The 25,942-nt window shown below is 69.7% G+C and carries 25 protein-coding genes and 1 tRNA gene; 15 read left to right on the forward strand and 11 right to left on the reverse strand.

What is annotated here, in order from left to right; genetic code table 11:
- The 7 genes from V7Z98_RS08145 (at position 1) to V7Z98_RS08175 (ending at position 8,625) form a co-directional block, all read left to right on the forward strand.
- Positions 1 to 1,059 carry a PhoH family protein gene (locus V7Z98_RS08145; protein ID WP_334157614.1) on the forward strand — a complete coding sequence of 353 codons (1,059 nt, stop codon included), beginning with the start codon at positions 1 to 3 and terminating at the stop codon, positions 1,057 to 1,059.
- Positions 1,056 to 1,562 carry an rRNA maturation RNase YbeY gene (gene ybeY / locus V7Z98_RS08150; RefSeq protein ID WP_334157615.1) on the forward strand — a complete coding sequence of 169 codons (507 nt, stop codon included), beginning with the start codon at positions 1,056 to 1,058 and terminating at the stop codon, positions 1,560 to 1,562. Before V7Z98_RS08145 ends, ybeY begins: the two co-directional genes overlap by 4 nt.
- A gap of 71 nt (positions 1,563 to 1,633) precedes the next feature.
- Entirely contained in the window at positions 1,634 to 2,521 is an 888-nt protein-coding gene (locus V7Z98_RS08155) for an HlyC/CorC family transporter (protein ID WP_334157616.1), read from the forward strand.
- On the forward strand, positions 2,502 to 4,127 hold the full coding sequence (gene lnt / locus V7Z98_RS08160; protein WP_334157617.1) for an apolipoprotein N-acyltransferase: 1,626 nt from the start codon (positions 2,502 to 2,504) through the stop codon (positions 4,125 to 4,127). Before V7Z98_RS08155 ends, lnt begins: the two co-directional genes overlap by 20 nt.
- Before the next feature lie 258 nt (positions 4,128 to 4,385).
- The gene (locus V7Z98_RS08165; RefSeq protein ID WP_334157618.1) at positions 4,386 to 5,795 is read left to right on the forward strand and encodes an NAD(P)/FAD-dependent oxidoreductase; all 1,410 of its coding nucleotides are present in this window, start codon (positions 4,386 to 4,388) and stop codon (positions 5,793 to 5,795) included.
- 186 nt (positions 5,796 to 5,981) lie between these two features.
- Complete coding sequence (locus tag V7Z98_RS08170; RefSeq protein ID WP_334157619.1) at positions 5,982 to 7,094, forward strand: sulfurtransferase; 1,113 nt, start codon at positions 5,982 to 5,984, stop codon at positions 7,092 to 7,094.
- Positions 7,095 to 7,404: 310 nt separating this feature from the next.
- Positions 7,405 to 8,625: an MFS transporter gene (locus V7Z98_RS08175; protein WP_334157620.1), complete on the forward strand. Its 1,221-nt coding sequence runs from the start codon at positions 7,405 to 7,407 to the stop codon at positions 8,623 to 8,625.
- Positions 8,626 to 8,656: 31 nt separating this feature from the next.
- Here V7Z98_RS08175 and ypfJ read toward each other — a convergent pair whose 3' ends face one another.
- Entirely contained in the window at positions 8,657 to 9,532 is an 876-nt protein-coding gene (ypfJ, locus tag V7Z98_RS08180) for a KPN_02809 family neutral zinc metallopeptidase (RefSeq protein WP_334157621.1), read from the reverse strand.
- Positions 9,533 to 9,705: 173 nt separating this feature from the next.
- Here ypfJ and glyQ point away from each other — a divergent pair, with 173 nt between their 5' ends.
- From glyQ to gloA, 6 genes are read left to right on the forward strand one after another with little or no spacing between them, the layout of a single operon-like run.
- Complete coding sequence (gene glyQ, locus V7Z98_RS08185; RefSeq protein ID WP_293263985.1) at positions 9,706 to 10,629, forward strand: glycine--tRNA ligase subunit alpha; 924 nt, start codon at positions 9,706 to 9,708, stop codon at positions 10,627 to 10,629.
- Positions 10,630 to 10,631: 2 nt separating this feature from the next.
- Complete coding sequence (gene glyS, locus V7Z98_RS08190; protein WP_334157622.1) at positions 10,632 to 12,758, forward strand: glycine--tRNA ligase subunit beta; 2,127 nt, start codon at positions 10,632 to 10,634, stop codon at positions 12,756 to 12,758.
- A complete protein-coding gene (gene gmhB / locus V7Z98_RS08195) occupies positions 12,755 to 13,309 on the forward strand; it encodes a D-glycero-beta-D-manno-heptose 1,7-bisphosphate 7-phosphatase (protein WP_293263987.1) in 555 nt (184 codons plus the stop codon). The genes glyS and gmhB overlap by 4 nt, the downstream gene beginning before the upstream one ends.
- Before the next feature lie 10 nt (positions 13,310 to 13,319).
- Positions 13,320 to 14,072 (forward strand): lysophospholipid acyltransferase family protein, encoded by a 753-nt coding sequence (locus tag V7Z98_RS08200; RefSeq protein ID WP_334157623.1) that lies wholly within the window; start codon positions 13,320 to 13,322, stop codon positions 14,070 to 14,072.
- A 33-nt stretch (positions 14,073 to 14,105) separates the two neighbouring features.
- Positions 14,106 to 14,930 carry a M48 family metallopeptidase gene (locus tag V7Z98_RS08205; protein ID WP_334157624.1) on the forward strand — a complete coding sequence of 275 codons (825 nt, stop codon included), beginning with the start codon at positions 14,106 to 14,108 and terminating at the stop codon, positions 14,928 to 14,930.
- Positions 14,931 to 14,990: 60 nt separating this feature from the next.
- Positions 14,991 to 15,374: a lactoylglutathione lyase gene (gene gloA, locus V7Z98_RS08210; RefSeq protein WP_334157625.1), complete on the forward strand. Its 384-nt coding sequence runs from the start codon at positions 14,991 to 14,993 to the stop codon at positions 15,372 to 15,374.
- A gap of 160 nt (positions 15,375 to 15,534) precedes the next feature.
- On the opposite strand, the gene V7Z98_RS08215 is transcribed toward gloA, so the two are convergent.
- The gene (locus tag V7Z98_RS08215) at positions 15,535 to 15,870 is read right to left on the reverse strand and encodes a hypothetical protein (RefSeq protein ID WP_334157626.1); all 336 of its coding nucleotides are present in this window, start codon (positions 15,868 to 15,870) and stop codon (positions 15,535 to 15,537) included.
- Between the two features lie 301 nt (positions 15,871 to 16,171).
- On the opposite strand from V7Z98_RS08215, the gene V7Z98_RS08220 reads away from it, so the two are divergent.
- A complete protein-coding gene (locus V7Z98_RS08220; RefSeq protein WP_293263994.1) occupies positions 16,172 to 17,029 on the forward strand; it encodes a formyltransferase family protein in 858 nt (285 codons plus the stop codon).
- Between the two features lie 90 nt (positions 17,030 to 17,119).
- Here V7Z98_RS08220 and ychF read toward each other — a convergent pair whose 3' ends face one another.
- From ychF to V7Z98_RS08265, 9 genes are all read right to left on the reverse strand, one after another.
- Complete coding sequence (ychF, locus tag V7Z98_RS08225; RefSeq protein ID WP_334157627.1) at positions 17,120 to 18,211, reverse strand: redox-regulated ATPase YchF; 1,092 nt, start codon at positions 18,209 to 18,211, stop codon at positions 17,120 to 17,122.
- Between the two features lie 92 nt (positions 18,212 to 18,303).
- A complete protein-coding gene (locus tag V7Z98_RS08230; RefSeq protein WP_334157628.1) occupies positions 18,304 to 18,810 on the reverse strand; it encodes a YbjN domain-containing protein in 507 nt (168 codons plus the stop codon).
- Complete coding sequence (gene pth / locus V7Z98_RS08235) at positions 18,807 to 19,388, reverse strand: aminoacyl-tRNA hydrolase (RefSeq protein ID WP_334157629.1); 582 nt, start codon at positions 19,386 to 19,388, stop codon at positions 18,807 to 18,809. Before pth ends, V7Z98_RS08230 begins: the two co-directional genes overlap by 4 nt.
- Before the next feature lie 80 nt (positions 19,389 to 19,468).
- Positions 19,469 to 20,068, reverse strand: coding sequence for a 50S ribosomal protein L25/general stress protein Ctc (locus tag V7Z98_RS08240; protein WP_293264002.1), 600 nt, complete (start codon positions 20,066 to 20,068; stop codon positions 19,469 to 19,471).
- A gap of 87 nt (positions 20,069 to 20,155) precedes the next feature.
- Positions 20,156 to 21,112 (reverse strand): ribose-phosphate pyrophosphokinase, encoded by a 957-nt coding sequence (locus tag V7Z98_RS08245; RefSeq protein WP_293264004.1) that lies wholly within the window; start codon positions 21,110 to 21,112, stop codon positions 20,156 to 20,158.
- Positions 21,113 to 21,172: 60 nt separating this feature from the next.
- Positions 21,173 to 21,249: transfer RNA gene (locus V7Z98_RS08250), tRNA-Gln, on the reverse strand.
- 165 nt (positions 21,250 to 21,414) lie between these two features.
- Positions 21,415 to 22,290, reverse strand: coding sequence for a 4-(cytidine 5'-diphospho)-2-C-methyl-D-erythritol kinase (gene ispE / locus V7Z98_RS08255; RefSeq protein WP_334157630.1), 876 nt, complete (start codon positions 22,288 to 22,290; stop codon positions 21,415 to 21,417).
- The gene (locus tag V7Z98_RS08260; RefSeq protein WP_334157631.1) at positions 22,287 to 22,985 is read right to left on the reverse strand and encodes an outer membrane lipoprotein LolB; all 699 of its coding nucleotides are present in this window, start codon (positions 22,983 to 22,985) and stop codon (positions 22,287 to 22,289) included. Before V7Z98_RS08260 ends, ispE begins: the two co-directional genes overlap by 4 nt.
- Positions 22,982 to 24,823 carry a tetratricopeptide repeat protein gene (locus V7Z98_RS08265; protein ID WP_334157632.1) on the reverse strand — a complete coding sequence of 614 codons (1,842 nt, stop codon included), beginning with the start codon at positions 24,821 to 24,823 and terminating at the stop codon, positions 22,982 to 22,984. Before V7Z98_RS08265 ends, V7Z98_RS08260 begins: the two co-directional genes overlap by 4 nt.
- A gap of 237 nt (positions 24,824 to 25,060) precedes the next feature.
- Here V7Z98_RS08265 and mutM point away from each other — a divergent pair, with 237 nt between their 5' ends.
- Positions 25,061 to 25,903 carry a bifunctional DNA-formamidopyrimidine glycosylase/DNA-(apurinic or apyrimidinic site) lyase gene (mutM, locus tag V7Z98_RS08270; protein WP_334157633.1) on the forward strand — a complete coding sequence of 281 codons (843 nt, stop codon included), beginning with the start codon at positions 25,061 to 25,063 and terminating at the stop codon, positions 25,901 to 25,903.
- Positions 25,904 to 25,942: the final 39 nt, after the last annotated feature.

Below are 25,942 nucleotides of genomic sequence, written 5' to 3' on the forward strand. Positions count from 1 at the left end.
GTGTCCACCAACGCCCCCAAGCAGCGCCCCCTCAGCTTCGCCCTGGACGACTACGACAACCTGCGCCTGGCCAACCTGTGCGGCGCCCTGGACGAGAACCTGCGCCAGATCGAGGCCGCCTTCGACGTGGCCATCGCCCGGCGCGGCGAACACTTCACCCTGCGCGGCGAGCTAGACGCCATGCGCCGCGCCGAGGACGCCATCCGCTACTTCTACGGCAAGTCCGGCGAGCCGATCGGGGTGGATACCCTGCAACTCGGCCTGATCGAGCTGGTGAACCAGCCGGTGCGCCGGGTCAGCCCCCAGGACACCGCCACGGTGCAGCTGGTCACGCGCAAGGCCGAGCTGCACGGCCGCACACCCCGCCAGGGCGACTACCTGAAGGCGATCCAGGAGCACGACATCACCTTCGGCATCGGCCCGGCCGGCACCGGCAAGACCTACCTGGCCGTGGCCAGCGCGGTGGATGCCTTCGAGCGGGAGCTGGTCGAGCGCATCGTCCTCACCCGCCCGGCGGTGGAAGCCGGCGAGCGCCTGGGCTTTCTGCCCGGCGACCTGGCCCAGAAGGTGGACCCCTACCTGCGCCCCCTCTACGACGCCCTCTACGACCTGATGGGCTTCGACCGGGTGGGCAAGCTGTTCGAAAAGGGCAACATCGAGATCGCGCCCCTGGCCTACATGCGCGGCCGCACCCTGAACAACGCCTTCATCATCCTCGACGAGGCGCAGAACACCACGCCCGAGCAGATGAAGATGTTCCTCACCCGCATCGGCATCGGCGCCAAGGCGGTGGTCACCGGCGACCCGTCCCAGGTGGACCTGCCCAAGGGCCAGAAGAGCGGCCTCAAGGAAGCCGCCGACGTGCTCAAGGACGTGCGCGGCCTGTCGTTCGTGCATTTCGGCCGCGAGGACGTGGTGCGCCACCCCCTGGTGGCGCGCATCGTCACCGCCTACGAGGCCCACACCAAGGCCGTGGAGACCGCCCAGAAGGCCGCCCAGGCGGCCCGCCACGCCGGCGCCACGGGTGCCGGTACCACTGGCGAGGGGGATGAGGCATGACCGGGCCGCTGCCCCGCCCCTCCCGGCGCCTCAACCTGTCGGTGCAATACGCCTGCAACAAGGATGGCTTACCCTCCCGTGAGGCGGTGCGCCGCTGGGCCCGGGCGACCCTGGACGCAGTGGACGCGGACCGAGGCGGCCAGGTCACGGTGCGCTTCGTCGACCCCGACGAGGGGCAGGAGCTGAACCGGGACTACCGGGGCAAGGACTACGCCACCAACGTGCTGTCCTTTCCCTACGACACCGAGCCGGTGGTGATGGGCGACCTGATCGTCTGCGCCGCGGTGGTGGCCCGGGAAGCGCTCGAGCAGGGCAAGCCCCTGGAGCACCACCATGCCCACCTGGTGGTGCATGGTATGCTGCACCTGCAAGGGTTCGACCACGAGGACGACGACGACGCCGAGGCCATGGAGACTCTGGAAACCGAGATTCTCGCCGGCCTGGGCTACCCGGACCCCTACGCCGCCGAAAAAGATTCCCCCGCCCCCAGGGTTCAAGACTGAGGACCGCCGGCCGGCGTCCGACCCCGGGCGCCCGCCGGCCTTTCTGACTCCTGCATCCTGCCCACGCTGAAATGGACAGTTCCCCAAGTAGTCCCAAGCCTTCCTTCCTCGAACGCCTCTCTTCCCTGCTCCTGCGCGAGCCGGAAGACCGGGAGCAATTGCTCGACCTGCTCCACGCCTCCTACGAAAAAAGCCTGCTCGACGCCGACGCCCTGACCATCATCGAAGGGGCGCTCGCCGCCTCCGAGACCGCCGTCCGGGACATCATGGTCCCCCGTGCCCAGATGGACGTGGTGGACATGGACGCCCAGCTGCCGGACCTGATCCGCTTCGTCATCGACACCGCCCACTCCCGCTTTCCGGTGATCGGCGAGAACAAGGACGACGTCCTCGGCATCCTCCTCGCCAAAGATCTGCTGCGCTCCATCAGCGAGGAAAACTTCAACCTGCGCGACTGGCTGCGTCCGGCCGTGTTCATCCCCGAATCGAAGCGCCTCAACGTGCTGCTGCGCGAGTTCCGCGTCAGCCGCAACCACATGGCCATCGTGGTGGACGAGTACGGCGGCGTGTCCGGCCTGGTGACCATCGAGGACGTTTTGGAGCAGATCGTCGGCGACATCGAGGACGAGTACGACTTCGACGAGACCGAGGACCACATCCGCCTCGACGCCGCCGGCCGCTACCGGGTCAAGGCCCAGACCGAGCTGGAGGACTTCAACGAAGCCTTCGGCACCGCCCTGGCCGACGAACAGTCCGACACCATCGGCGGCCTGGTGCTGCACCACCTGGGCCGGGTGCCCAAACGCAACGAGATCGTGCGCATCGGCCCGGTCACCTTCCAGGTGCTGCGCGCCGACAGCCGCCGTCTGTACACCCTGCTGGTGGACGCCCTGCCCAAGCCGGCGGCGGACGCCGCAAGCAACGGCTCCCCGGCCGCCGATGACGCCACCGGCCGCTGAGGGCGCCATTCCGCGCCCCGTCTCCGCCCCCGGCCGGGTTGCCGCCTTCGCCGCCGCCCTGGCCCTGGGCGCCCTGGGGGTGCTCGCCTTCGCCCCCTTCGAGGCCTGGCCCCTGGCCTTCGTCGCCTGGGGCGGCCTGTTCGCCCTGCTGCGGGGCGGGCGGTCCAGCCTTGATCCCGCCGGAGCCCCCCGCAACACCGCCCCCCTTCCGCCGCGCCGCGCCACCCTGATCGGCTGGGGGTTCGGCCTGGGCCTCTACGTAGGCGGCGTCTCCTGGGTCTATGTGTCGATGCACGACGTGGGCGGCATGCCCGCCCCCATCGCCGCCCTGGCCGCCCTGGCCCTGGCCGCCTACCTGGCCCTCTACCCGGCCCTGGCCGGCGCCATCCTGACCAGGCTTTCCGCCCGCCGCCCCCTGTCGCCCGCGGCGGCGGCCGTGGCCTTCGCCGCCCTCGTCACCCTGAGCGAATGGCTGCGCGGCTGGGTGCTCACCGGTTTCCCCTGGCTGGCCCTGGGCTACAGCCAGACGCCGCCTTCGCCCCTGGCCGGCTTCGCCCCCCTGCTCGGCGTCTATGGCGTCTCGGGCATGGCCGCCCTGTGCGGGGCACTGTTGTGGAACGCCGCGTCCAGCCTCGTTCTCCGGGCACACCCCGCTGCGATCAAGCATTCATGCGCCTTGGCGGCGGTACTGCTCGGAGGTTGGCTACTGGCGGGCATTTCCTGGACCCAGCCCAGCGGCGCGACGATCAAGGTGGCCCTGCTCCAGGGCAACATCCCCCAGTCCCTGAAGTGGGAGCCGGAGCGCCTGCGCGATTCCCTGGTCACCTACCTGGCCCTGACCCGGGAGCATCCGGCGGACCTGACCGTGCTGCCGGAAACCGCCCTGCCCCTGCTCTTCGACCAGTTGCCCGCCGACTACCTGGCGGCCCTGGGCCGGGCCGCCCCGGGCGACCTGCTGACCGGGGCGCCGACCCGCCAGCCCGGCGGCTACGCCAACAGCGCCCTGGCCCTGGGGCCGGACGGCCAGGCCGCCCAGGGCTACCACAAGGCCCACCTGGTGCCCTTCGGCGAGTACATCCCGCCGGGCTTCGACTGGTTCCTCAAGCTGATGAAGATCCCCATGGGCGACTTCTACGCCGGCCCCGACCCCCAGCCGCCCCTGTCCCTGGCCGGGCAGAAAGTGGCGGTGAACATCTGCTACGAGGACCTGTTCCCCGACCAGATCGCCCGGGGGGCGCAGGACGCCACGGTGCTGGTGAACCTGTCCAACACCGCCTGGTTCGGCCATTCCCTGGCCCAGCCCCAACACTTGCAGATCTCGCGCATGCGCGCCGTGGAAACCGGCCGGCCCATGCTGCGCGCCACCAACACCGGCATGACCGCCCACGTCACCCCAGACGGCCGCATCGCCGGCGTGCTCGCCCCGTTCACCCGGGACGGCCTGGTGGCTACCGTCACCGGCACCACCGGCACCACGCCCTTCGTGCGCTTCGGCAACCTGCCGGCCCTGCTGCTGGCCGTGGCCGCCCTGCTCCTGGCAGCGCTTCTGGCGCCCCGCCCCGGCCGCCAGCCCGCCGCCGCCCAGGCGACGGACCAGGGCGACTAACGCCGGCCGGCCATTCCGGCAGGCGGACGCCCGCCCCCGGCCCCGTTTCTACGCTTCCCATTTCTGCCCGCCCGACGCCCGGGCGCGCGGCGCCCCATCCCCCATGCAACAGCCATGGGGCAAGGCTTGCTCCATCGGGTAAACTCCCCTCGCCGCCTGTGCGCGGCCCTTGCACCGCCGCCGGCCACCCCGGCGGCATCCCAACGCCCGGGCGCCATCCCCACCCGGGCGGGCAACGACTCCAATGGGAGAAACCCGATGTCCGACACCAAACCGCACCTGTCGCGGCGCCGCTTCCTGGCCGCCGCCGGCGCCACCACCGCCGCATCCGCCACCCTGGCCGCCGGCCCGAGCCTCGCCCAAAGCACGACCGCCACGCCCCAGCCGGCCTTTCCGCCGCAGCTGCCGATCCTCATCACCACCTCGGTGCAGGCGATCCTGCCCAAGGGCAAGGCCAAGCGGGTGGTGATCTGCGGCGGCGGCTGGGGCGGCCTGTCCACCGCCAAGCATCTGCGCAAGGCCAATCCGGACCTGGAAGTGATCCTGATCGAGAAGAACCCGAGCTTCTTCTCCGGCCCGATGAGCAACAAATGGCTGGTGGACATCGTGGACACCCAGTTCCTCCAGCACGACTACCTGCAAGTGGCCGACACTTACGGCTACCGCTTCATCCAGGCCGAAGTCACCGGCTTCGAGCGCGACCGCAAGCGGGTCTACACCGCCCAGGGCTACCTGGAGTACGACTACCTGGTGCTGGCCGCCGGCATCCGCTACAACTTCGAGGCCTGGTTCGGCAACGACGTGGCGGCGGCCAACTACACCCGCACCCACTTCCCCTCGGCCTACATCCCCAACAACGAGATGTTCCGGCTGAAGAAGGGCATCCAGCAGTTCCAGGGCGGCGACCTGGTGATGACCCTGCCGCCGCCGCCCCACCGCTGTCCGCCCTCGCCCTATGAACGGGCGACGCTGCTGGCCTGGATGTTCACGGTGAAGAAGGTCAAGGGCCACATCACCATCCTCGACCCCAAGGATTCGCCCCGCCCCCTCGGCCCCGGCTTCAAGGAAGCCTGGGAGGAGCTGTACCCGGGCATGGTCACCTACGTGCCCAACGCCCGGGTGCAGTCGGTGGACCCGTACAACAAGCGCATCGTCACCGAAGCCGGCGACTTCAAGTGGGACCACGCCATCCTGATGACCCCGCACCAGGCCGGCGACATGGTGTGGAAGGCCGGCGGCATCGGCAAGAACGCCGAGGGCAAGCCCACCGGCTGGGCCGACGTGGACCAGTTCATGCTCAACCTGAAGGACGATCCGGACACCTACGTGGTGGGCGATTCGGTCGGCTTCGTCTCGCCCCACTTCGGCTTCTACCCGAAGAGCGGCCACGTGGCCCACCGCCTCGGCCGCATCGTCGCCGGCTACATCGCCCAGCGCGTCGCCGGCAAGACGCCCAAGTACGCCCTGCCGGACAACCTCTGCTACATGATGGTCAACGGCGGCCTGGACGGCGGCCCCCAGGAGGACCTGCTGGTCACCTTCGACTACAAGGTGAACGAGCAGGGGATCATCCAGCAGACCCAGGTGGACGACAACGTGCGCAGCCACCGGCTGGTCAAGGAAGACTTCGGCTGGGCCACCGGCATGTACGCCGACCTGCTGTCCTGATCCCGCCACTCCGTGTCCGGGCCTGCCGGCCCGGACACGGCATCGGCCCAGGCTCAGGCCCGAGGGCGCGCCGGCAACGGCGGCGCCCTCATTCTTTTTCGCCATAAGCGAAGAAGAAAATCGACTTTCGGGCACATAACGGCGGGGCTAGAGTGGGCACCATCGCCCTCCCCCACGCCCGACGCCATGCTCGCCCTCGCCTCCGCCCTGCACCTGACCCGCACCCTGGACGCTTCCCCCGCCCGCATCCTGCGCACCCTGGCCGTGGGCCTCTTCTGCGCCGCCGGCCTGGTCCTGCACGCCGCCCCCTCCCACGCCGCGGACGGTCCGGCGCCGGCCAAGGCGAACGCGGCCGCCCAGCCCGGCGGCCGCATCGTGGACATCGCCCAGGTCGAGGCCGCCATCGCCCGGGGCGCCATCGTCTGGGACGTGCGCTCCGCCGACGACTACAAGCGCGGCCACCTGCCCGGGGCGATCAACTTCGGCGATGCCGGCAAGGTGCTGCGCGACGAGCAGCGGGAGGATTTCCTGCCCACCGCCGCCATCGCCAAGGCGTTCGGCGACGCCGGCCTGGACCCGCGCCAGGAGGTGGTGGTCTACGGCGGCCGGGGCAACGCCTACGCCTACTTCGGCGGCTACGCGGTGCGCTACTTCGGCGGCCGCAACGTGAGCGTCTTCCACGACGGTTTCGAGGGCTGGCAGGAGGCCGGCAAGCCGGTGTCCACCGAGTCCCACCAACGCCCCAAGATAGCTCTGACCTTGGCTCCCAACCCGGCCATCGCCGCCACCACCGACGAGGTGGTCAAGCGCTTCAACGCCCCCGGCGTGCAGGTGCTGGACGTGCGCACCAGGAAGGAATTCTCCGGCGACGACATCCGCGCCATCCGCGGCGGCCACATTCCCGGCGCCATCAGCATCCCCGTCGAACAGAACTGGCAGGACCCGGAGGCGCCGCAGAAGCTGGCCAAGAAGGAAGCAGCCAACACCGCCGGTCTGGCCCTCAAGGATCGTTCCGCCCTGGAAGCCCTGTACAAGGACCTGGACCGCAACAAGGAGACCATCGTCTATTGCCAGTCCGGCGTGCGTGCCTCGGAAACCGCCGCGGTGCTGGAAACCCTGGGTTTCAAGGAGGTGAAGGTGTACGACTCCTCCTGGCTGGGCTGGGCGGCCAAGCTGTCAGCCCCGGTGGAGAACGAGACCTTCCTCAACGTGGGCGCCCTGACCGGCCAGCTCAACGCCCAGATCAACGCCCTGAAGCGCCGGGTGGACGAGCTGGAAAAACAGCTGGCGAAGAAGTAGGCCGCCCACCACATCGCCATCCCCGCCACAGGCCGCACCGCAACGCGGCCTGTGGCGTTTCGGGGAGCATGAAGCCGATCGGCGGACCGACCGGCCACGCCAGTGCAGGTGGGCGACGTCGCCCCGCCAAGCCGTCGCCCCGGTGTGCGGCAGGCGTAAAATCACCCTGCCGCCACCTCAGGTCGCCCGTCTTCCGGAACCTCCGGCCCCATCCTGGCGTCCATTGCACGCCAACGTTGTTTTTCATTCCCCTCGCTCAATCAGCCCAATCCAGCCCGGCCCCGCCCGGGCTGGCGCCGTTGCCTACGCCATGCCCCCTGCCCCACCCACCGCCGCCCCTTCAGCCGGCTGGCCCCTCTTTTGCTGGATCGCCCTGGCCCTGTGCGCCGGCACCATGGGCACCGCCCTGGCCAGCCCGCTCTATCCGCTCTACCAGGAGCTGTGGCACCTGACCGCCAGCACCATCACCCTGATCTTCGTCGCCTACATGGTGGCGGTGCTGTGCGCCTTCCTCTTTCTCGGCCGCCTGTCCGACCGCTTCGGCCCGCTCACGGTGCTGCGCGCCGCCCTGGTGCTGATCCTGGCCGGCATGGGCCTATCGGCGGCGGCCGCCTATGCGCCCGCCGGGCTGGCGGAGCTGTTCGCCGGCCGGGCGGTGATCGGCATCGCCTCGGGGCTGATCACCGCCTCGGCCACCGCCGGGCTGATGGAGGTGGCGCCGGCGGCTGCCAAGGGGCACGCCTCCCTGGTGGGCTCGATCACCAGCATCGTCGGCTTCGGCCTGGGCCCCCTGGCCGGCGGGCTGATGGCCCAGTTCGCCCCCAGCCCCCTGCTCACCCCCTACGTGGTGGTGATGCTGCTGGTGGCGGTGGTGCTGGCCGCCCTGTGCGGCTTCCGCGCCACCCGCCGGGCGTCGCCGCCGCCCCTGTCGCTGCGCCCGCGCTTCGTCATGCCGGCCCCGGCGGCGCGGCCCGGGTTCTGGGTGGCGGCCCTGACCACCTTCAGCCTGTTCGCCATCTTCAGCCTGTTCGGCTCCCTGGCCCCGTCCTTCCTCAAGGCCCTGCTGCACCTGCACGGCCCGGCCATCAGCGGCAGCGCCCTGGCCCTCTTCCTGCTGTGCTCGGCGGGTATCCAGTTCGTGCTGCGCCGCCGCCCGGTGCGGCGCAATCTGGTACAGGGCTTGGCCGGACTGGCAATAGGAGTGGGGCTGCTCGCCGCAGCGCTGGAATCACAATCCAGTGCTCTCTTCATCGCCACCATCCTGGTCACCGGCGCGGGGCACGGCATGGCCTTCATGGCGGCCCTGGCCACCGCCAGCGCCGCCAGCACGCCCCAGACCCGGGCGGGCGTCCTGTCCTCGTTCTTCTCGGTGGGCTACCTGGGTACCATCCTGCCGGTGCTGGGGGTGGGCTTTCTCGCCGACCACCTGGGGCTGGCCCCGGCGGTGCTGCTGTTCTGCCTGACCTTCGCCCTGCTCTCCCTGGGCCTGCTGGCGGCGGCACGGCGGGTCATCCCGGCGACGGCGGGCTGACCCGGGCGCGCCGCAGGGCGTTGCCGCCCGCCTACAGCTGGGCGGCCTTGAAGGTGTCGCACTGGACGACGCTGCCGCTGTCCAGCCCCTGGCGGAACCAGCGCACCCGCTGCTCCGAGGTGCCGTGAGTGAAGGATTCGGGCACCACCACGCCCCGGCTCTGCTTCTGCAAGGTGTCGTCGCCGATGGCGGTGGCGGCGCGCAGGGCCTGGTCCACGTCGCCTCTTTCGAGAATCTTGCGCGCCGCGTTGGCCCGGTTGGCCCACACCCCGGCCAGGCAATCGGCCTGGAGTTCGAGGCGCACCGACAGGGCGTTGGCCTGGGTCTTGGACGCCCGTTGCTGGGCTTGGTGCACCCGGTCCGAGATGCCTAGCAGGTTCTGCACGTGGTGGCCCACCTCGTGGGCGATCACGTAGGCCTCGGCGAAATCACCGGGGGCATGGAAGCGCTGGCGCAGCTCGTCGTAGAACGACAGGTCGATGTACACCTTGCGATCCAGGGGGCAGTAGAACGGCCCCATGGCCGCCTGGCCGGCGCCGCAGGCGGTCTGGGTGGCGCCGCGGAACAGCACCAGCTTGGGCTCCTCGTAATCGCGGCCGGCCTCGCGGAAGACCTGGTGCCAGGTCTTTTCGGTGTCGTTGAGCACCTTGGCGACGAAGTGGGCGGTGGCGTCCTCCTTGACGTCGCTGGAAAGGGGCTTGCCCGCCGGCGCGGAGGCCGGGGCCTGCTGCTCGATCATGCGCGCGCCGTTGATCACCACCGACGGGTCGATGCCGAAGTACCAGGCCACCAGGGCCAGCACCACGGTGCCCACCCCGATGCCCCCAGGACCGATGGGCAACCCGCCCATGCCGCTGCCGCGGCGGTCTTCCACATTCTGGCTTTCACTGTCGTCATCGAGGCGCATGGCGCGTACTCCGGTTGCAATGGGGAAATTCTGGCACAGCCATCGCGCCGCCGCGAAGCCCCGCGCCCCATGCCGGCTACGCGCCCGCCCTCGGACTCGGCGGGCGAAAAACGGTAGAATTCAAGGTTTTCCCACGCGTTCTCACACGCTCACGCCCCTTACGGATTGCCGTCATGCTGACCTTTCAGGAAGTGATCCTGCGCCTGCAGGACTACTGGAACAAACAGGGCTGCGCCCTCCTGCAACCCTACGACATGGAAGTGGGCGCCGGCACCAGCCACACCGCCACCTTCCTGCGGGCCATCGGCCCCGAGCCCTGGAAAGCCGCCTACGTCCAGCCGTCCCGTCGTCCCAAGGACGGCCGCTACGGCGAGAACCCCAACCGCATGCAGCACTACTATCAGTACCAGGTGGTGTTAAAGCCGGCCCCGGACAACATCCTGGAGCTGTACCTGGGCTCCCTGGAGGCCCTGGGCTTCGACCTGAAGAAGAACGACGTGCGCTTCGTCGAGGACGACTGGGAAAACCCCACCCTGGGCGCCTGGGGCCTGGGCTGGGAGGTGTGGATGAACGGCATGGAAGTGACCCAGTTCACCTACTTCCAACAGGTCGGTGGCATCGACTGCAAGCCGATCACCGGCGAGATCACCTACGGCCTGGAGCGTCTGGCCATGTACCTGCAGGGCGTGGAAAACGTCTACGACCTGAAGTGGACCGAGGGCCTCTCCTACGGCGACGTGTACCACCAGAACGAGGTGGAGCAGTCCACCTACAACTTCGAGCACAGCAACGTCGATTTTCTGCTCAAGGCGTTCGATGCCCACGAGGGCAATGCCAAGCACCTGATGAGCGAGGAAGTGGCCCTGGCCCTGCCGGCCTACGAGCAGGTGCTCAAAGCCGCCCACACCTTCAACCTGCTCGACGCCCGGGGCGCCATTTCCGTCACCGAGCGGGCCGCCTACATCGGCCGCATCCGCAATCTGGCCCGTAGCGTCGCCCAGAGCTACCTGGACAGCCGCGCCCGTCTGGGCTTCCCCATGGCGCCCAAGGAGTGGGCCGCCGAAGTCCTCGCCCAGATCGAAAAGAAAGCCGCCTGACCATGACCGCCAAGAATCTGCTCGTTGAACTGTTCGTCGAGGAACTGCCGCCCAAGGCGCTGAAGAAGCTGGGCGAGGTGTTCGCCCAGACCCTGGCCCAATCCCTCAAGACCCAGGGCCTGGCGTCCGACGCGGCCGCCATCACCCCCTACGCTTCGCCCCGCCGCCTGGCCGCCCACGTCACCGGCGTGCTGGCGGTGGCCGCCGACAAGCCCGTGGCACAAAAGCTGATGCCCGTGGCCGTGGGCCTGGACGCCAGCGGCAACGCCACCCCCGCCCTGCTCAAGAAGCTTTCCGCCCTGGGCGCCGACGCCTCGGTGGTGCCCAGCCTGCGCCGCGAAAACGACGGCAAGGCCGACGTGCTGTTCTACGACAGCCTGGCCAAGGGCGCGACCCTGGCCGAAGGCTTGCAGAAGGCCCTGGAAGCCGCCCTCGCCGCCCTGCCCATTCCCAAGGTGATGACCTACCAGTTGCAGGACGGCTGGAGCAGCGTCAACTTCGTGCGCCCGGCCCACGGCCTGGTGGCCCTGCACGGCGCCGACGTGGTGCCCCTGGCCATCCTCGGCCTGACCTCGGGCAACACCACCCAGGGCCACCGCTTCGAGGCGGCCAAGAGCCCGGTGGTGATCGCTGATGCCGACAGCTACGCCGAGACCCTGAAGCGGGACGGCGCCGTCATCGCCAGCTTCGCCGAGCGCCGCGCCGAGATCGAGCGCCAGCTCGCCGCGGCTGCCGCCAAAGCAGGCAGCAACCTCAAGCCCATCGACGACGAGGCCCTGCTCGACGAAGTAACCGCCCTGGTGGAGCGCCCCAACGTGCTGATCGGCACGTTCGAGGCCGAATTCCTGGCCGTGCCCCAGGAATGCCTGATCCTCACCATGAAGGCCAACCAGAAGTACTTCCCCCTGCTCGACGCGAGTGTGGGTAATGCGGGCAAGCTGACCAACCAGTTCCTGGTGGTGAGCAACATCGCCCCGGCCGACCCGTCCGCCGTCATCGGCGGCAACGAGCGGGTGGTGCGCCCCCGCCTGGCCGACGCCAAGTTCTTCTTCGACCAGGACCGCAAGAAGACCCTGGAATCCCGCGTCCTCGGCCTGGCCAAGGTGGTGTACCACAACAAGCTGGGCACCCAGGGCGAGCGGGTGCAGCGGGTCTGCGCCATCGCCAAGGCCATCGGTGCCCAACTCGGTGGCGAAGCCCAAGCGCTCCAGGCCGAACAGGCCGCCCTGCTGGCCAAGGCCGACTTGCTCACCGACATGGTCGGCGAGTTCCCCGAGCTGCAAGGCATCATGGGCCGCTACTACGCGCTGCACGACGGCCTCTCCGCCGACATCGCCGACGCCATCGAGGACCACTACAAGCCCCGCTTCGCCGGCGACACCCTGCCGCGCAACCCGGTGGGCACCGCCGTGGCCCTGGCCGACAAGCTGGAGACCCTGGTGGGCCTGTTCGGCATCGGCCAGATCCCCACCGGCGACAAGGACCCCTTCGCCCTGCGCCGCCACGCCCTGGGCGTGATACGCATGCTGGCCGAGGGCGACCTGGACCTGCCCCTGGACGCGCTGCTGGCCAACGCCGCCGCCACCTTCGCCGCCGTCGAGGGCTTCAAGGCCAACAACGGCGCCCTGGCCGACTTCATCTACGAGCGCCTGGCCGGCAGCCTGCGCGAGCAGGGCTACACCGCCCAGGAAGTGGACGCGGTGGTGTCCCAGCGGCCCCAGCGCCTGGGCGACATTCCCAAGCGCCTGGCCGCCGTGCGCGCCTTCGCCACCCTGGCCGAGGCCGAGGCCCTGGCCGCTGCCAACAAGCGCGTCGGTAACATCCTCAAGAAGGCCGAAGGCACGGTTGCCGCCGCGATCGACAAGGGCCTGCTCCAGGAAGCCGCCGAGGTGGCCCTGGCCGCCGCCCTGGCCGAGGTCAAGCCGGCCGCCGACGCCGCCTTCGCCAAGGGTGACTACGCCGCCTCGCTGCAATCCCTGGCGGCCCTCAAGGCGCCGGTGGACACCTTCTTCAACGACGTGATGGTCAACGCCGAAGACCCGGCCCTGCGCGCCAACCGCCTGGGCCTCCTGGCCACCCTGCACCTGGCCATGAACCAGGTGGCGGACATCTCCAAACTCTCGGCATGAAGCTGATCATTCTCGACCGCGACGGCGTCATCAACCACGACTCGGCCCAGTTCATCAAGAGCCCGGCCGAGTGGAAGCCCATCCCGGGCAGCCCGGAAGCCATCGCCAAGCTGAACCAGGCGGGCTACCGGGTGGTGGTGGCCACCAATCAGTCCGGGGTGGGCCGGGGCCTGTTCGACATGGACACCCTGAACGCCATCCACGACAAGATGCACAAGACCGTGACCGCCGCCGGCGGCCGCATCGACGCCATCTTCTACTGCCCCCACGCCGCCGACGTGGACTGCGCCTGCCGCAAGCCCAAGCCCGGCATGTTCCAGCGCATCGCCGGGGTGTACAACGTGGACCTGGTGGGCGTACCCACCGTGGGCGACTCCCTGCGCGACCTGGTGGCCGGCGCCTCCCAGGGCTGCGTGCCCTACCTGGTGCTCACCGGCAAGGGCGAGAAGACCCAGGCCGACGGCGGTCTGCCCGAAGGCACCCGGGTCTTTCCCGACCTGGCCACCGCGGTGGACCACCTGCTCGCCGCCCCCTCCCGCCCTGCCCGCTGACGGAACCTCCATGGCCCTCATCCGCTCCCTCCTCTTCACCCTGCTGGCCCTGCCGCTCACCGGCCTGTTCGGCTTCCTGGTGGCCATCGCCGCCCCCCTGTCGCCCAAGGCGGCCTACGTGCTGATCGACGCCTGGCGCTTCTGCTTCATGAAGGGCCTGGTGCGCATCGTGCTTGGCATCCGCACCCAAGTGGTGGGCGCCGAGAACATTCCCGCCGAGGCGGTGGTGGTGCTCTCCAAGCACCAGTCGGCCTGGGAAACGGTGGCCCTGCAACAGTGGTTCCCGCGCATGGTCTTCGTGCTCAAGAAGGAACTGCTCAAACTGCCCATCCTCGGCCGGGCCTTCAGAGCCATCGGCATGATCGCCATCGACCGGGCCGCCGGCCTGGACGCCCTGTCCCAGGTGGCCGACCAGGGCGCCGACCGGCTGCGCCACGGTATCAGCGTCATCATCTTCCCCGAGGGCACCCGGGTGCCTCCCGGCCAGAAGCGCCGCTACAAGGCTGGCGGCGCCCATCTGGCGGTGCAGGCCGGCGCCAAGGTGGTGCCGGTGGCCCACAACGCCGGCGAGCTGTGGCCGCGCAACGTCTTCGTCAAGCAGGCGGGCATCGTCACCATCAGCTTCGGCCCGGCCATCGACACCGTCGGCCTGAGCGCCGAAGAGGTGAGCCAGCGCGCCGAAGCCTGGATCGAAGCCGAAATGGCGCGCATTGCCCCGCACCGCTACCGCCAGGCCGGCTCCGCCACCCAGCAGGCCGCCTGACCGCTCCGTTCCGCCCGCACGCCGCCCCCGTCCTTGCCCCGCCGTCCCGCCCCGCCGTCCCGTTCGCCCCAGCTGGCCCTCACCCTCCCGGGCGAACCCACGTCGCGCCCCGGGGCGGACAGCCGTACCATCGCCCTGGCCGACCGCATCGTGCCCTACCAGCTGCGCCGCAGCCGGCGCCGCACCATCGGCCTGACCATCGACCACCGGGGCCTCACCGTGGGCGCGCCGCCCCGCTCGTCGATCGCCGACATCGAGGCCACCCTTCGCCACCACGGCGACTGGGTGCTGACCAAGCTAGACGAATGGCGCAACCGGCGCCGCCCCGAGCCCCTGCGGGTGGCGGACGGGGCCACCCTGCCCTTCCTCGGCACCACCCTGACCCTGCGCCTGGCTGCCGGCACCCGCCGGGCCCGAGCGGTGTGGCACGCCGACAGCGCCCATCCCCAGCTGACCCTGTTCACCGTCCCCGGCCGGGACGCGGAAACCCTGCTGGCCCGGGCGCTCCAATCCCGCGCCCGGGAGCTTTTCGCCGAACGGCTGGCCCACTTCGCCCCCGGGCTCGGCATCGCCCCGCCGCCCTTGTCCCTGTCCTCGGCGCGGACCCGCTGGGGCAGTTGCAGCCGCAATCCGGCGTCCCCCCTGGGCACCCCGGACGCCTACGCCATCCGCCTCAACTGGCGCCTGGTGTTCATGCCCCTGGACATCATCGACTACGTGGTCGCCCACGAACTGGCCCACACCCGGGAGATGAACCACAGCCCGCAATTCTGGGCCGTGGTCGGCTCCCTCTACCCGGACTGGCAGCACGCCCGGGAGGAACTGCGCCGCCTGTCCGCAACGCTGCCCACCTGGTAGGACGTTCCCGCCCTGCCCTAGCATCCCGGCCGCCCTGCGGCCTCCACCGGAGATTTCCCCATGCGCCTGCTGCACACCATGATCCGCGTCGGCAACCTCGATAAATCCCTGGCCTTCTACACCGAAGTCCTGGGCATGCAACTGCTGCGCAAGCACGACTACCCGGACGGCCGCTTTACCCTGGCCTTCGTCGGCTACGGCCCGGAGAGCGAAGGGGCGGTGATCGAGTTGACCCACAACTGGGACACCACCGCCTACGATCTGGGCAACGGCTACGGCCACATCGCCCTGGAAGTGGACGACGCCTACGCCGCCTGCGCCGAGATCAAGGCCCGGGGCGGCAAGGTCGTGCGCGAGGCCGGCCCGATGAAGCACGGCACCACCGTGATCGCCTTCGTCGAGGACCCGGACGGCTATAAGATCGAACTGATCCAGAAGAAGTAAGCCGCTTCACCCGGCTTTTTCTGCTCCGGGGCAGGCCACGAGCCTGCCTCGGGCCGTTTACGACCATCCGTAAACGAACAAGACCCGCCACAAGGGCGGGTCGTCCGGCGTGGTGCAGGTCAGGTGCGCTTGCCGGCCCACAGGTCGGCGCGCTCCCTCGTCACTGGCCGATCTGGCGGCTGACCCCGTTTTCCTGCTGGTTCAGGGTGCGCTGTTCCTGCTTGGTGATGTGGCCGCCGTTCTGGCTGGCCATGTCCCGTTCTTCCTGGCGGATCTGCCGGTCTTCCTTGTGCAATTGGGCGGCCTTCTGCTTGCTCATCTCGCCTTCCCGCACTTCCTGATGGATGCGGCGGTTCTGATTGGCCAGGCGGTCGTTCACCTCGGTACGGCGGGGGTGGGTCTTCTGCCACTGGGTCTCGGCGAAGGACGAACCGGCGGCCCCCAGGGCCAGGATGGAAACCAGCAGGGCGGACAGCATCTTGTTGGTGCGCGACATGATCTTCTCCTCGAAATTTGGTCCTGCGGACGGAGACCGGTTCCGGCGGGCCGCCGACTGAAACTGCCCGGTCCTGAAGACATTAACGCGGCGCCCCGCCCCACGACTGACGCGCAGATGTAAGCCTGCGGTGAAAGTTGTAAGCAGCTGTTGGCAACGTCGAACTCTTACGTTTCCTTACACGCCCTTGACGTTTGCGTGGGGTACGGGGCGGTAAAGTCGCCGGCGACTCCCTGCTGCAGCCCCACGGCGGCGGGGCACCGGTTTGTTGACCAGCCGCCGCCATCAACGCCATCCGCCGATGAAATTCGCCATCACCGCCAGCGACCGCTACCTGGGCGTCTGGGAAGCCTTCGTGGCCCAGGGCTGGGAGCCGGTCAAGTTGTTCACCACCCCGGTGGACAACCGCCTGCACCACCACCAGGCCGTACTCAAGTACGCCCGGGAGCGGGGCATCGAGGCCCAGATATCCCCCCTCGGCGAAGCCGACCTGGAGGACCTGGCCCAGCGGGGCTGCGACGCCCTGGTGGTGGCCAGCTACAACTGGCGCATCGGCGACTGGCGCCCCTACCTGCGCTACGCCGTCAATTTCCACCCCTCGCCCCTGCCCTACGCTCGGGGCGCCTACCCCATCGTCTCGGCCATCCTCGGCAACCACGATTCCTGGGGCGTGACCTGCCACCGCCTCGACCCCCAGTTCGACAGCGGCCCGATCCTGGCCAGCCGCACTTTTCCCCTCGCCGCCGACGAATGCCACGAGTCCCTGGACCTGAAGGTCCAGCTGGCGGCCAAGACCCTGGCCGCGGACGTGGCCGCCCATTTCGGCGACTACTGGGAGAACGCCCGCCCCCAGGGCGAGGGCACCTACTTCAAGCTATGGACCACCGCGGACCGGACCCTGGACCTGACCCGGCCGGTGGACGAAATCCTGCGCCGCATCCGCGCCTTCGGCCTGATCGAATGCCTGGCGGTGGTCAACGACGTCACCGTCTTCGTGCACAAGGCGGTAGGTTGGAAGGAAAGCCACGACTACCGCCCCGGCACCCTGGTGCACGTCAACGCCTTGCAGATGCTGGTGGCGGTCCAGGACGGCTTCATCGGCATCGTCGAATGGAGCCTGCACCCGCCCGACGTGCCCATCGGCACCCTGCACCGCTGAACGTCAGGCCCTGCCGCCTCGGCCACCAAAGCAAAAGCCCCGCACTTGCGGGGCTTTTGCTTGCGGGCGATCCGCCGTAGCGGACGCCGGTCAGACGTTGAACAAAAAGTTCATCACGTCACCGTCCTGCACCACGTACTCCTTGCCTTCGGCGCGCATCTTGCCGGCTTCCTTGGCGCCCTGCTCGCCGCCGCAGGCGATGAAGTCGGCGAAGGCAATGGTCTGGGCGCGGATGAAGCCCTTCTCGAAGTCGGTGTGGATCACGCCGGCGGCCTGGGGGGCGGTGTCGCCCTTGTGGATGGTCCAGGCGCGCACTTCCTTCACCCCGGCGGTGAAGTAGGTCTGCAGGCCGAGCAGGTCGTAGCCGGCACGGATCAGGCGGTTGAGGCCCGGCTCTTCCAGGCCCAGGTCGGCCAGGAAGGCGGCCTTGTCCTCGTCCTCCAGATCGGCCAGTTCGGCCTCGATCTTGGCGCACACGGCCACCACCGGAGCATGTTCCTTGGCAGCGAATTCCTTGAGGCGGTCCAGGTGGGCGTTGTTGTCGAAACCGTCTTCCAGCACGTTGCCCACGTACATGGCTGGCTTGACGGTGAGCAGGCAGAGGGGCTTGATGATCGCCTTGTCGTCGTCGGACAGGCCGGCGGTGCGGGCGGGCTTGCCCTCGTTGAGGTGGGGCAGCAGCTTTTCCAGCACGGCCACCAGCTTCTGGGCGTCCTTGTCGCCAGCCTTGGCCTTCTTGCCGTCCCGGGCGATGGTGCGCTCCACGGCGGCCAGGTCGGCCAGGGCCAGTTCGGTGACGATGGTCTCGATGTCGGCGATGGGGTCCACCTTGCCGGAGACGTGCACCACGTTGGGGTCGTCGAAGCAGCGCACCACGTTCACGATGGCGTCGGTTTCGCGGATGTTGGCCAGGAACTGGTTGCCCAGACCTTCGCCCTTGGAGGCGCCCGCCACCAGGCCGGCGATGTCCACGAATTCGACGATGGCCGGCTGGACGCGCTGGGGCTTGACGATCTTGGACAGTTCGACGAGCCGCTGGTCCGGCACCTCGACGATGCCCACGTTGGGCTCGATGGTGCAGAAGGGGTAGTTCTCGGCGGCGATGCCGGCCTTGGTCAGGGCATTGAAGAGGGTGGACTTGCCCACGTTGGGCAGGCCGACGATACCGCACTTGAGGCTCATCTCGTTTTCCTTGCGTTGCTACATGAGGGGGCGCCCAACCCGGGGCGCCCGGATTGTATCACCGGGGGTCGCGGCCGCCGGGCGGCCAGGCTTCAGGCGCGGGAGAGCCCAGGCACCTGGTCGAGTTCGACCCGCACCGCCGCCAGATCGGCGAAGGCGGCTTCCAGGTCGAGACGACCGTCGGCGAACGCGTCGAACAGGGCGCAGGCGCGGAAGCCCTGCTCCAGCACCGGCAGCAGGAAGCGATCCAGCTGGGCTGGGGTCAGTTCGCTGTCGACGAAGTCGGCGGAGTGGAAGTAGTGCACCTGGCCCGCGTCCAGGTCCAGTTCGAAGCGGCCGCGCGGCAGGCCCCGGTTGAGGGCGGCGAGCAGCAGGGCCCAGTCGGGCAGCAGGTCGTCGGCCACTTCCACGGGGTAATGCACCAGGGCGATCAGCAGGCGCTCGTCCTCCCGGGCGGCGAGCATCAGGCCGAAGCGGGCGCCGTCACGCTCCAGGGCCCCGGCGAGCAGGGTGTCGTCCTGGGGTTCGAGGCGGAGGCCGCGGCCGGGCAACAGTGCCAGCAGGCGGCCCATCAAGGGCGGCAGGGCGGGAGCGGTCATGGGGTGGGCTTTCCGTGCAGGGATTGCTGGGCGGCGCCGTAGTCGCCGGCGGCCAGCTTGGGCCAGGCGATGCGGCAGCGGTCGATGGCCTCGTCGATGTCGCGCTGTTCCTCGACCCGGGGCCGGTGCAGGACGAAGTCCACCACCTCCTGCTTGAGAGCCAGGGAACGGGGGTGGCCGATGCCCAGGCGCAGGCGCCAGAAGTTGGGCGTACCGAGCTGGGCCTGGATGTCCTTGAGGCCGTTGTGCCCGCCGTTGCCGCCGCCCTGCTTGACCCGGATCGCGCCGGGCAGCAGGTCCAGCTCGTCGTGCACCACCAGCACCTCTTCCGGGGCGATCTTGTAGAAGCGCGCCAGGGCGGCCACGGCCTGGCCGGAGCGGTTCATGAAGGTGGCCGGCTTGAGCAGCCACACGTCGCCGGCCTTGCCCGCCTCGCCGAAGAACTTGGGCTGGGGCGCCAGGTGAACCTTGAGGTCGGCGGCCAGCCGGTCGACGAACCAGAAGCCGGCGTTGTGGCGGGTGTCTTCGTACTCCGGCCCGGGATTGCCCAGGCCGACGATCAGGCGCGGAGGGGTCATGGCGGTGGCTGCGGGTAGAAATGGAAAAGCCGCAGGGGAAGGCAACGCCTCTCCCTGCGGCTTCAGCGACCAGACGCTGTTTAGGCGGCCGGGGCTTCGGCTTCGTCAGCAGCCGCGCCGCGGACGGCGAGGATGGTGGCGACGACCGGGTTGGTGTCGGCGTGGGCCAGCTTGACGCCCTTGGGCAGCTTCAGGTCGGCAGCGTGCAGGGAGTGACCGGCGTTCAGGTCCTTCAGGTCCACTTCGATGAACTCGGGCAGGTCGGCGGGCAGGCAGGCCACTTCCACTTCGTTCAGCACGTGGGAGACGATGCCGCCGGAGAGCTTCACGCCCGGGGCCACGTCGGCGTTGACGAAGTGCAGGGGCACCTTGGTGTGCAGCTTCTGCTTGGCGTCCACGCGCTGGAAGTCCACGTGCAGGATCTGCTGCTTGTAGGCGTGCATCTGGTAGTCGCGCAGCAGCACCAGTTCCTTGGCGCCGTCGATGGCCAGGGTCAGCACGGACGAGTGGAAGGCTTCCTTGCGCATGCCCTGGTACAGCTCGTTGTGGTCGAAGACGATGGACACGGGGGCGGCTTCGCCACCGTAGACGATGCCCGGGACCTGGGAGGCGCGGCGCAGGCGGCGGCTCGCACTCGAACCCTGCACGTCACGCTTTTTGGCGTTGATTTCGATTTTCATGATGACTCCAGAAATTAAGCCGCCCGCGACCAGGCGGCTGACAAGACAACCCCCGGCCGGAGCCGGGGGCTGAGAAACGGGAACGGATCAGTCGAACAGTTCGGACACCGAATCCTCGCAGCTGATGCGGCGGATGGTTTCGGCCATCAGGTTCGCCGCCGACAGCTGGCGGATGCGCGTACAGGCAGCCGCCTCGTCGCGCAGGGGGATGGTGTCGGTGACCACCAGTTCGTCGAGCATCGACTCGTTGAGGCGCTCGATCGCCGCGCCGGACAGCACGGCGTGGGTACAGTAGGCGCGCACCGCCTTGGCGCCGTGGTCCTTGAGGGCCTGGGCGGCCTTGCACAGGGTGCCGGCGGTGTCGACGATGTCGTCCATGATGATGCAGGAGCGGCCCTGCACGTCGCCGATGATGTTCATCACCTCGGAGACGTTGGCCTTGGGGCGGCGCTTGTCGATGATCGCCAGGTCGCTCTCCAGGCACTTGGCCAGGGCCCGGGCGCGCACCACGCCGCCGTGGTCGGGGGACACCACCATCAGATCCTCGCCCCAGTCCTTGCGGCGGGTCTGGATGTCGTCCAGCAGGATGGGCTGGGCGTAGATGTTGTCCACCGGGATGTCGAAGAAGCCCTGGATCTGCTCGGCGTGCAGATCCATGGTCAGAACCCGGTCCACGCCCGCGGCGGTGAGCATGTTGGCCACCAGCTTGGCGGCGATGGGCACCCGGGAGGAACGGGAGCGGCGATCCTGGCGGGCGTAGCCGAAGTAAGGGATCGCGGCGGTGATGCGGCCGGCCGAGGCGCGCTTGAGCGCGTCCACCATGACCAGCAGTTCCATCAGGTTGTCGTTGGACGGGGCGCAGGTCGATTGCAGCACGAAGACGTCGCGACCGCGGACGTGCTCCTCGATCTCGACGCTCACCTCGCCGTCGGAAAAGCGGCCCACCTTGGCACGGCCGAGTTGGATATTGAGCTTTTGCGCAACGGCGGACGCCAGTTTCGGATTGGCGTTGCCGGTAAAGACCATCAGGCTGTTGTAGGCCATGAGGCGAACCCCGGAAAGCAAGACGGGCAGGGATTAGCCTGCCCGTTTTTTGCAAAATTTTGGCTGGGGAGGAAGGACTCGAACCCTCGCATGCCGGAATCAAAATCCGGTGCCTTAACCAACTTGGCGACTCCCCAGTGACCTTTTTCGAAGCCTTTCAGCGAAGGCTCGGAATTCGGTGCCGAACCGCATTGCTGCGTACTGCTCAATGCGTCAGTGGCGAGGCGCGCATAGTACAGAAATTTTTCCACTTGTGCCAACTTTTCGCAGCAACTCGCGAAAAAAATCTCGGTCACGTGCCTTCAATCGGCCAGCAGGCCGCGCAGCGGATGATCCTCCAGCCCGGCCGCCAGCCACGCCACCCACCCCTCGGGAAGGCGCGCCAATGCTTGTTCTGCGGCCTGCCGCCCGGCGAACGGAGCGAACACGCAGGCCCCCGACCCGGTCATCCGCGCCGGCCCGCCGCCGGCGGCAGCGGCTGCCGCCTTGAGCCAGGCCAGTCGCTCCGCCACGGCAGGGAAACGGGCGCAGGCCACCGGCTCCAGGTCGTTGCGCCCCATCCCCGGACGCCAGGCGGCGGGGTCGATGGCGGGGGTGTCGCGCACCAATTCCGGAGCGCCGAAGATCGCCGGGGTGGGCACCGCCACCGGGGATTCCACCACCAGATAGGTTTCCGCCGACACCGCCACCGGTGACAGCTCCTCGCCGATGCCGCCGGCAAAGGCCGCCCGGCCATAGACGAACACCGGCACGTCGGCCCCGAGGGCCAGGCCCAAGGCTTGCAGGCGCGAGCGCGGCAGCCCCAGGCCCCACAGGTGGTTGAGGGCCAGCAGCACGGTGGCCGCGTCAGAACTGCCGCCGCCAATGCCGCCGCCCATGGGCAGACGCTTGTCGAGGTGGATGGTGGCGCCGTGGCGGGCGCCGGTTTCCGCCAGCAGCAGGCGGGCGGCGCGCACGGTCAGATCGGATTCCGGCGGCACGCCGGGAATGGGGGTGGCGAGCACCACCTTGCCATCGTCCCGGGGGGAGAAGCGCAGGGTGTCGGCCCTGTCGATGAAGCGGAACACGGTCTGCAACAGGTGGTAGCCGTCGGGACGGCGCCCCACCACGTGCAGAAACAGGTTGAGCTTGGCCGGGGCCGGGTAGGCGCTGTCCCACCCCCAGTCGGCGGCCGTCACGGCCGGCGCCCCGTCAGGGCGTCCAGCCCCAGGGCCTCCCACTCGTCGAGCTTGAGGCGCACCTCCACCTCGTCCAGCAGGCGCAGCGCCACCACCCGTTCCGGCAGGGCGCCGGGGCGTTCGTCCGGGTAGCCGTAGTCGAGACGCCAGCCCCGATCCTCGATGCGGGCCGGCCGGCCCGAACCGTCGCGGCGCTGCACCGCGCCGCCCCGGGCGAGCAGCCAGTCGCCGCCGCCGGCCAGGGGCAACTCCAGACCCAGGGCGCGCTGGACCAGGGCGTCGGCGTTGGCGGCCGACTCGGTGCGGCCGTCGGCGGTGAGGGTGGCACCGTCCACCGTGATCACCAGTTCGGCCACGGTCTGGCCGAGGGGGGAATAGAAGAACACCTCGTCCCGGTTGCTGGCCACGGCTCCCGGGCCGTTACGCGCCGCATCGCCGCGCCATTCCGGCGTGCGCCGCCACGAGAAGCCGCCGGCGGCGCTCTGCTCGCCGTGGCGCACGGCGAAGCGGCCGGAGACGAGGAAGGCGTTCAGATCGTCCCGATCCGGCAGGGGCAAGGGTGCGGCCGGCTTATCGACCTTCGCCCCCTTGCTGGCGCAGGCGGCCAGGGCCAACGCCAGGGGAATTCCGGCCAGGCCGCGCAGCAAGCGGCGGCGCAGCGCGCTCGGCGCCGCCAGGTGCAGCGCCGCCGTCACGGCTGGAAGCGCCGCTGCACAGCGGACAGCACGTCGTTGTCGGGGAAGCGGCTGGCCGCTTCCTTCCACACGCCCTTGGCCTCGTCCTGGCGGCCCAGGTCCCACAGCACCTCGCCCAGGTGGGCGGCGATCTCGGGATCGGCGCGCAGGGCGTAGGCTTTCTGCAACTGTTGCAAGGCGCCCTGGAGATCGCCCTGGCGGAACAGCACCCAGCCCAGGCTATCGATGATGAACGGGTCTTCCGGCGCCAGGGAGACGGCCTTTTCGATCAGCTTGCGCGCCTCGCCCAGATGCACGTTGCGCTCGGCGTAGGAATAACCCAGGGCGTTGTAGGCGTGGGCGTGGTCCGGTTGCAGCGCGATCAGCTTCTTCAGCCGGCTCTCGGCCAACTCCACCTTGCCCATGCGCTCGGCGAGGAGCGCCGAATCGTAGAGCAGGTCCGGATTGCTGGGCTCCTTGGCGAGGGCCTGGTCGAGCAGGGCCAGCCCTTCGTCGCCCCGGTTGGCGTCGCGCAGCAGTTGGGCCTCGGAGCCGAGCAGGGCGGCCTGGTCCTGGGGGCGCTGGACCTGGGCGGCCTTGAGCAGGGCCCGGGCACCGTCCAGGTCGCCGCGCTTGGCGAGCAGGGAGGCGGCCCGGCTCTTGGCGGGCACGAACTGGTCGCCGTCGTCCACCTGGCGGTACCAGGCGATGGCCGCGTCGTCGTGCTTCTGCTCCTCGGCGATCTGGCCGAGCTGGAAGCGGATCAGGCCCGGGTCGGCGGGCTCCAGGTCGAGCAAGTGCTGCAACTGGGCCTCGGCGAAACGGTAGTCGCGCTGCTGCAACGACAGGATGGCGGCGGCGTACACCACGTCGGCCCGGTCCGGTTCGTCCTTGAGCAACTGGCGGAACTGGGCCTGGGCGTCGCCGAAGCGCCGCTCCAGCACCAGCTGGCGGGCGTAATGCAGGCGCACATCCTTGGACTTGGGGTACTTGTCGAGAAACTCGGCCTGGTAGTCCAGGGCCGCCTTGACGTCGTCCCGGGCGAGCAGCTGGGCGCGCACCAGGGCGGCGCTCTCCCAATCCGGGCGGATCGCCAGGGCCCGGCCGAGTTCCAGCCGCCCCCTGGGCAGGTCGCCGGCGTTGATAGCCGCCTGGGCCACGGCGAAGTGGGCCTCGGCCAAGTTGCCGTAGGGGGCCGCCACCTCGGACACCACCTGAAGCACCGCCTGCTTGTCGGCGTTGCGCGGGAACAGGCGGTTGAGGCCGAGCAGGTTGGCCGGCAACTGGACCTTTTCCTGAGCCAGCAGGTAACCGAGCTGGGCGGGCAGGTCGTCGTAGCTGCCGGTCACCACCAGCAGGCTGACCAGGGCCTGGCGGGCCTCCATCGATTCGGGCTGGAGCGTCACCCAGCGCTGGGCGGCAACCAGGGCCACGTCGAAGCGGCGGGCGAAGCCGGCCACCTCCACGGTGCGGGCCAGAATCTTCGGATCGTCGGTGCGCGCCGCCAGATCGGCCATGGCCGAGGTGGCCAGGTCGGCCATGCCGCGGCGCATGGCGAATTCGCCGATCAGGTACTGGTACACCCCCTGGCCTTCGGAAATCTCGCCATCGCCGGGCAGGGGCGGATGGGCAGGCCGCGGCGCGGGCTCGCTCCGCTCGGCCCGGGGACGGGCCTTGGCCTTGGCTTTCGCCGCGCTGGGCGCATCCGCGGCCGGGGTCGCCGGGCTGGCATCGGCCGCCAGCAACGGCGGCGCCACCCCCAGCCAGGCGGCAGCCGCCAGGACGGCGAGGGAGAAGGCGGGACGGGGCAACGGGGCTGCGGACCGGGAGTTGAGCGGGCTCGAGGGAGCGAGGGGCATAGAAGAATCCAATCCGGCGACCGGCGGGGCAATGGTCCCCGGGACGCCGACGAAGGAAAATGGAGGTGCTTGATTAGAACCCGGCGGCGGGCAATAGTTTGTGACGGCTTTGTAGCGGTTTGCGATCATCGACCCCGGCGGCACGCGCCGCTACGCGGCCCGGTGCCGGGGTCCCCGATGGTAGGGCCTTTTCCCCCACCCGACAACGCCGCCCGCCCCCCGAACCTTGATCCTGCCATGCCCGAACTCCCCGAAGTCGAAGTCAGCCGCCGCGGCCTGCTTCCCCACCTGCCCGGCCGCCCCTGCCTGGGCGCCGTCACCCGGGCGCCCCGCCTGCGCCTGCCCCTGCCCGACCTCAACGCCTTGCTCGAAGGACGCCTGCTCACGGCCATCCACCGCCGCGGCAAGTACCTGCTGTTCGAATGGACCGCCCGCCCGGGCGATCCCCAGGACGAGCCGGGCTGGCTGATCGTGCACCTGGGCATGTCCGGCAGCCTGCGCCTGGTGGCGGACGGCGCCCCGCCCGCCGCCCACGACCACGTGGACATCCGCTTCCCCGGGGCCGTGCTGCGCTACCGGGACCCGCGCCGCTTCGGCCTGATGGTCTGGCACGGCGGCCCCCACCCGGAGCAGGACCCGCGCCTGGCGGTGCTGGGCGTCGAGCCCCTGGGCGAGACCTTCACCGGCCCCTGGCTGCACCGGGCCCTGGGCGGCAAGTCGGTGGCGATCAAGCAGGCCCTGATGGATTCGCACCTGGTCGTCGGCGTCGGCAACATCTACGCCGCCGAGGCCCTGTTCCGCGCCCGCATCGCCCCCACGGCGCCGGCGGGCAGCCTGTCCGCCGCCCGCTGCGCCCGGCTGGCGGCGGCGGTACGGGAAGTGCTGGCCGAATCCATCGCCCTGGGCGGCAGCTCGGTACGCGACTATGTGCACAGTGACGGTGGCATGGGCGGCTACCAGTTGAGCTGCGCCGTCTACGGCCGGACCGGCGAGCCCTGCCGGGTGTGCGCCACGCCGATCCGGCAAATTCGCCAAGGCGGCCGCTCCACCTTCTACTGCCCCCACTGCCAGGGACGCTGAGGGCCCACGGCGCGCTCCGGCCGGTGTGGCGTTCGCGCC

It is taken from the genome of Oryzomicrobium sp. (assembly GCF_036820405.1).
GTDB lineage: Bacteria > Pseudomonadota > Gammaproteobacteria > Burkholderiales > Rhodocyclaceae > Oryzomicrobium.

Coding starts and splice junctions, on each gene's coding strand:
- ybeY (WP_334157615.1), top strand. CDS start 1,056: ATGACCGGGCCGCTGCCCCGCCCCTCCCGGCGCCTCAACCTGTCGGTG.
- V7Z98_RS08155 (WP_334157616.1), top strand. CDS start 1,634: ATGGACAGTTCCCCAAGTAGTCCCAAGCCTTCCTTCCTCGAACGCCTC.
- lnt (WP_334157617.1), top strand. CDS start 2,502: ATGACGCCACCGGCCGCTGAGGGCGCCATTCCGCGCCCCGTCTCCGCC.
- V7Z98_RS08165 (WP_334157618.1), top strand. CDS start 4,386: ATGTCCGACACCAAACCGCACCTGTCGCGGCGCCGCTTCCTGGCCGCC.
- V7Z98_RS08170 (WP_334157619.1), top strand. CDS start 5,982: ATGCTCGCCCTCGCCTCCGCCCTGCACCTGACCCGCACCCTGGACGCT.
- V7Z98_RS08175 (WP_334157620.1), top strand. CDS start 7,405: ATGCCCCCTGCCCCACCCACCGCCGCCCCTTCAGCCGGCTGGCCCCTC.
- ypfJ (WP_334157621.1), bottom strand. CDS start 9,532: ATGCGCCTCGATGACGACAGTGAAAGCCAGAATGTGGAAGACCGCCGC.
- glyQ (WP_293263985.1), top strand. CDS start 9,706: ATGCTGACCTTTCAGGAAGTGATCCTGCGCCTGCAGGACTACTGGAAC.
- glyS (WP_334157622.1), top strand. CDS start 10,632: ATGACCGCCAAGAATCTGCTCGTTGAACTGTTCGTCGAGGAACTGCCG.
- gmhB (WP_293263987.1), top strand. CDS start 12,755: ATGAAGCTGATCATTCTCGACCGCGACGGCGTCATCAACCACGACTCG.
- V7Z98_RS08200 (WP_334157623.1), top strand. CDS start 13,320: ATGGCCCTCATCCGCTCCCTCCTCTTCACCCTGCTGGCCCTGCCGCTC.
- gloA (WP_334157625.1), top strand. CDS start 14,991: ATGCGCCTGCTGCACACCATGATCCGCGTCGGCAACCTCGATAAATCC.
- V7Z98_RS08215 (WP_334157626.1), bottom strand. CDS start 15,870: ATGTCGCGCACCAACAAGATGCTGTCCGCCCTGCTGGTTTCCATCCTG.
- V7Z98_RS08220 (WP_293263994.1), top strand. CDS start 16,172: ATGAAATTCGCCATCACCGCCAGCGACCGCTACCTGGGCGTCTGGGAA.
- ychF (WP_334157627.1), bottom strand. CDS start 18,211: ATGAGCCTCAAGTGCGGTATCGTCGGCCTGCCCAACGTGGGCAAGTCC.
- V7Z98_RS08230 (WP_334157628.1), bottom strand. CDS start 18,810: ATGACCGCTCCCGCCCTGCCGCCCTTGATGGGCCGCCTGCTGGCACTG.
- pth (WP_334157629.1), bottom strand. CDS start 19,388: ATGACCCCTCCGCGCCTGATCGTCGGCCTGGGCAATCCCGGGCCGGAG.
- V7Z98_RS08240 (WP_293264002.1), bottom strand. CDS start 20,068: ATGAAAATCGAAATCAACGCCAAAAAGCGTGACGTGCAGGGTTCGAGT.
- V7Z98_RS08245 (WP_293264004.1), bottom strand. CDS start 21,112: ATGGCCTACAACAGCCTGATGGTCTTTACCGGCAACGCCAATCCGAAA.
- V7Z98_RS08265 (WP_334157632.1), bottom strand. CDS start 24,823: ATGCCCCTCGCTCCCTCGAGCCCGCTCAACTCCCGGTCCGCAGCCCCG.
- mutM (WP_334157633.1), top strand. CDS start 25,061: ATGCCCGAACTCCCCGAAGTCGAAGTCAGCCGCCGCGGCCTGCTTCCC.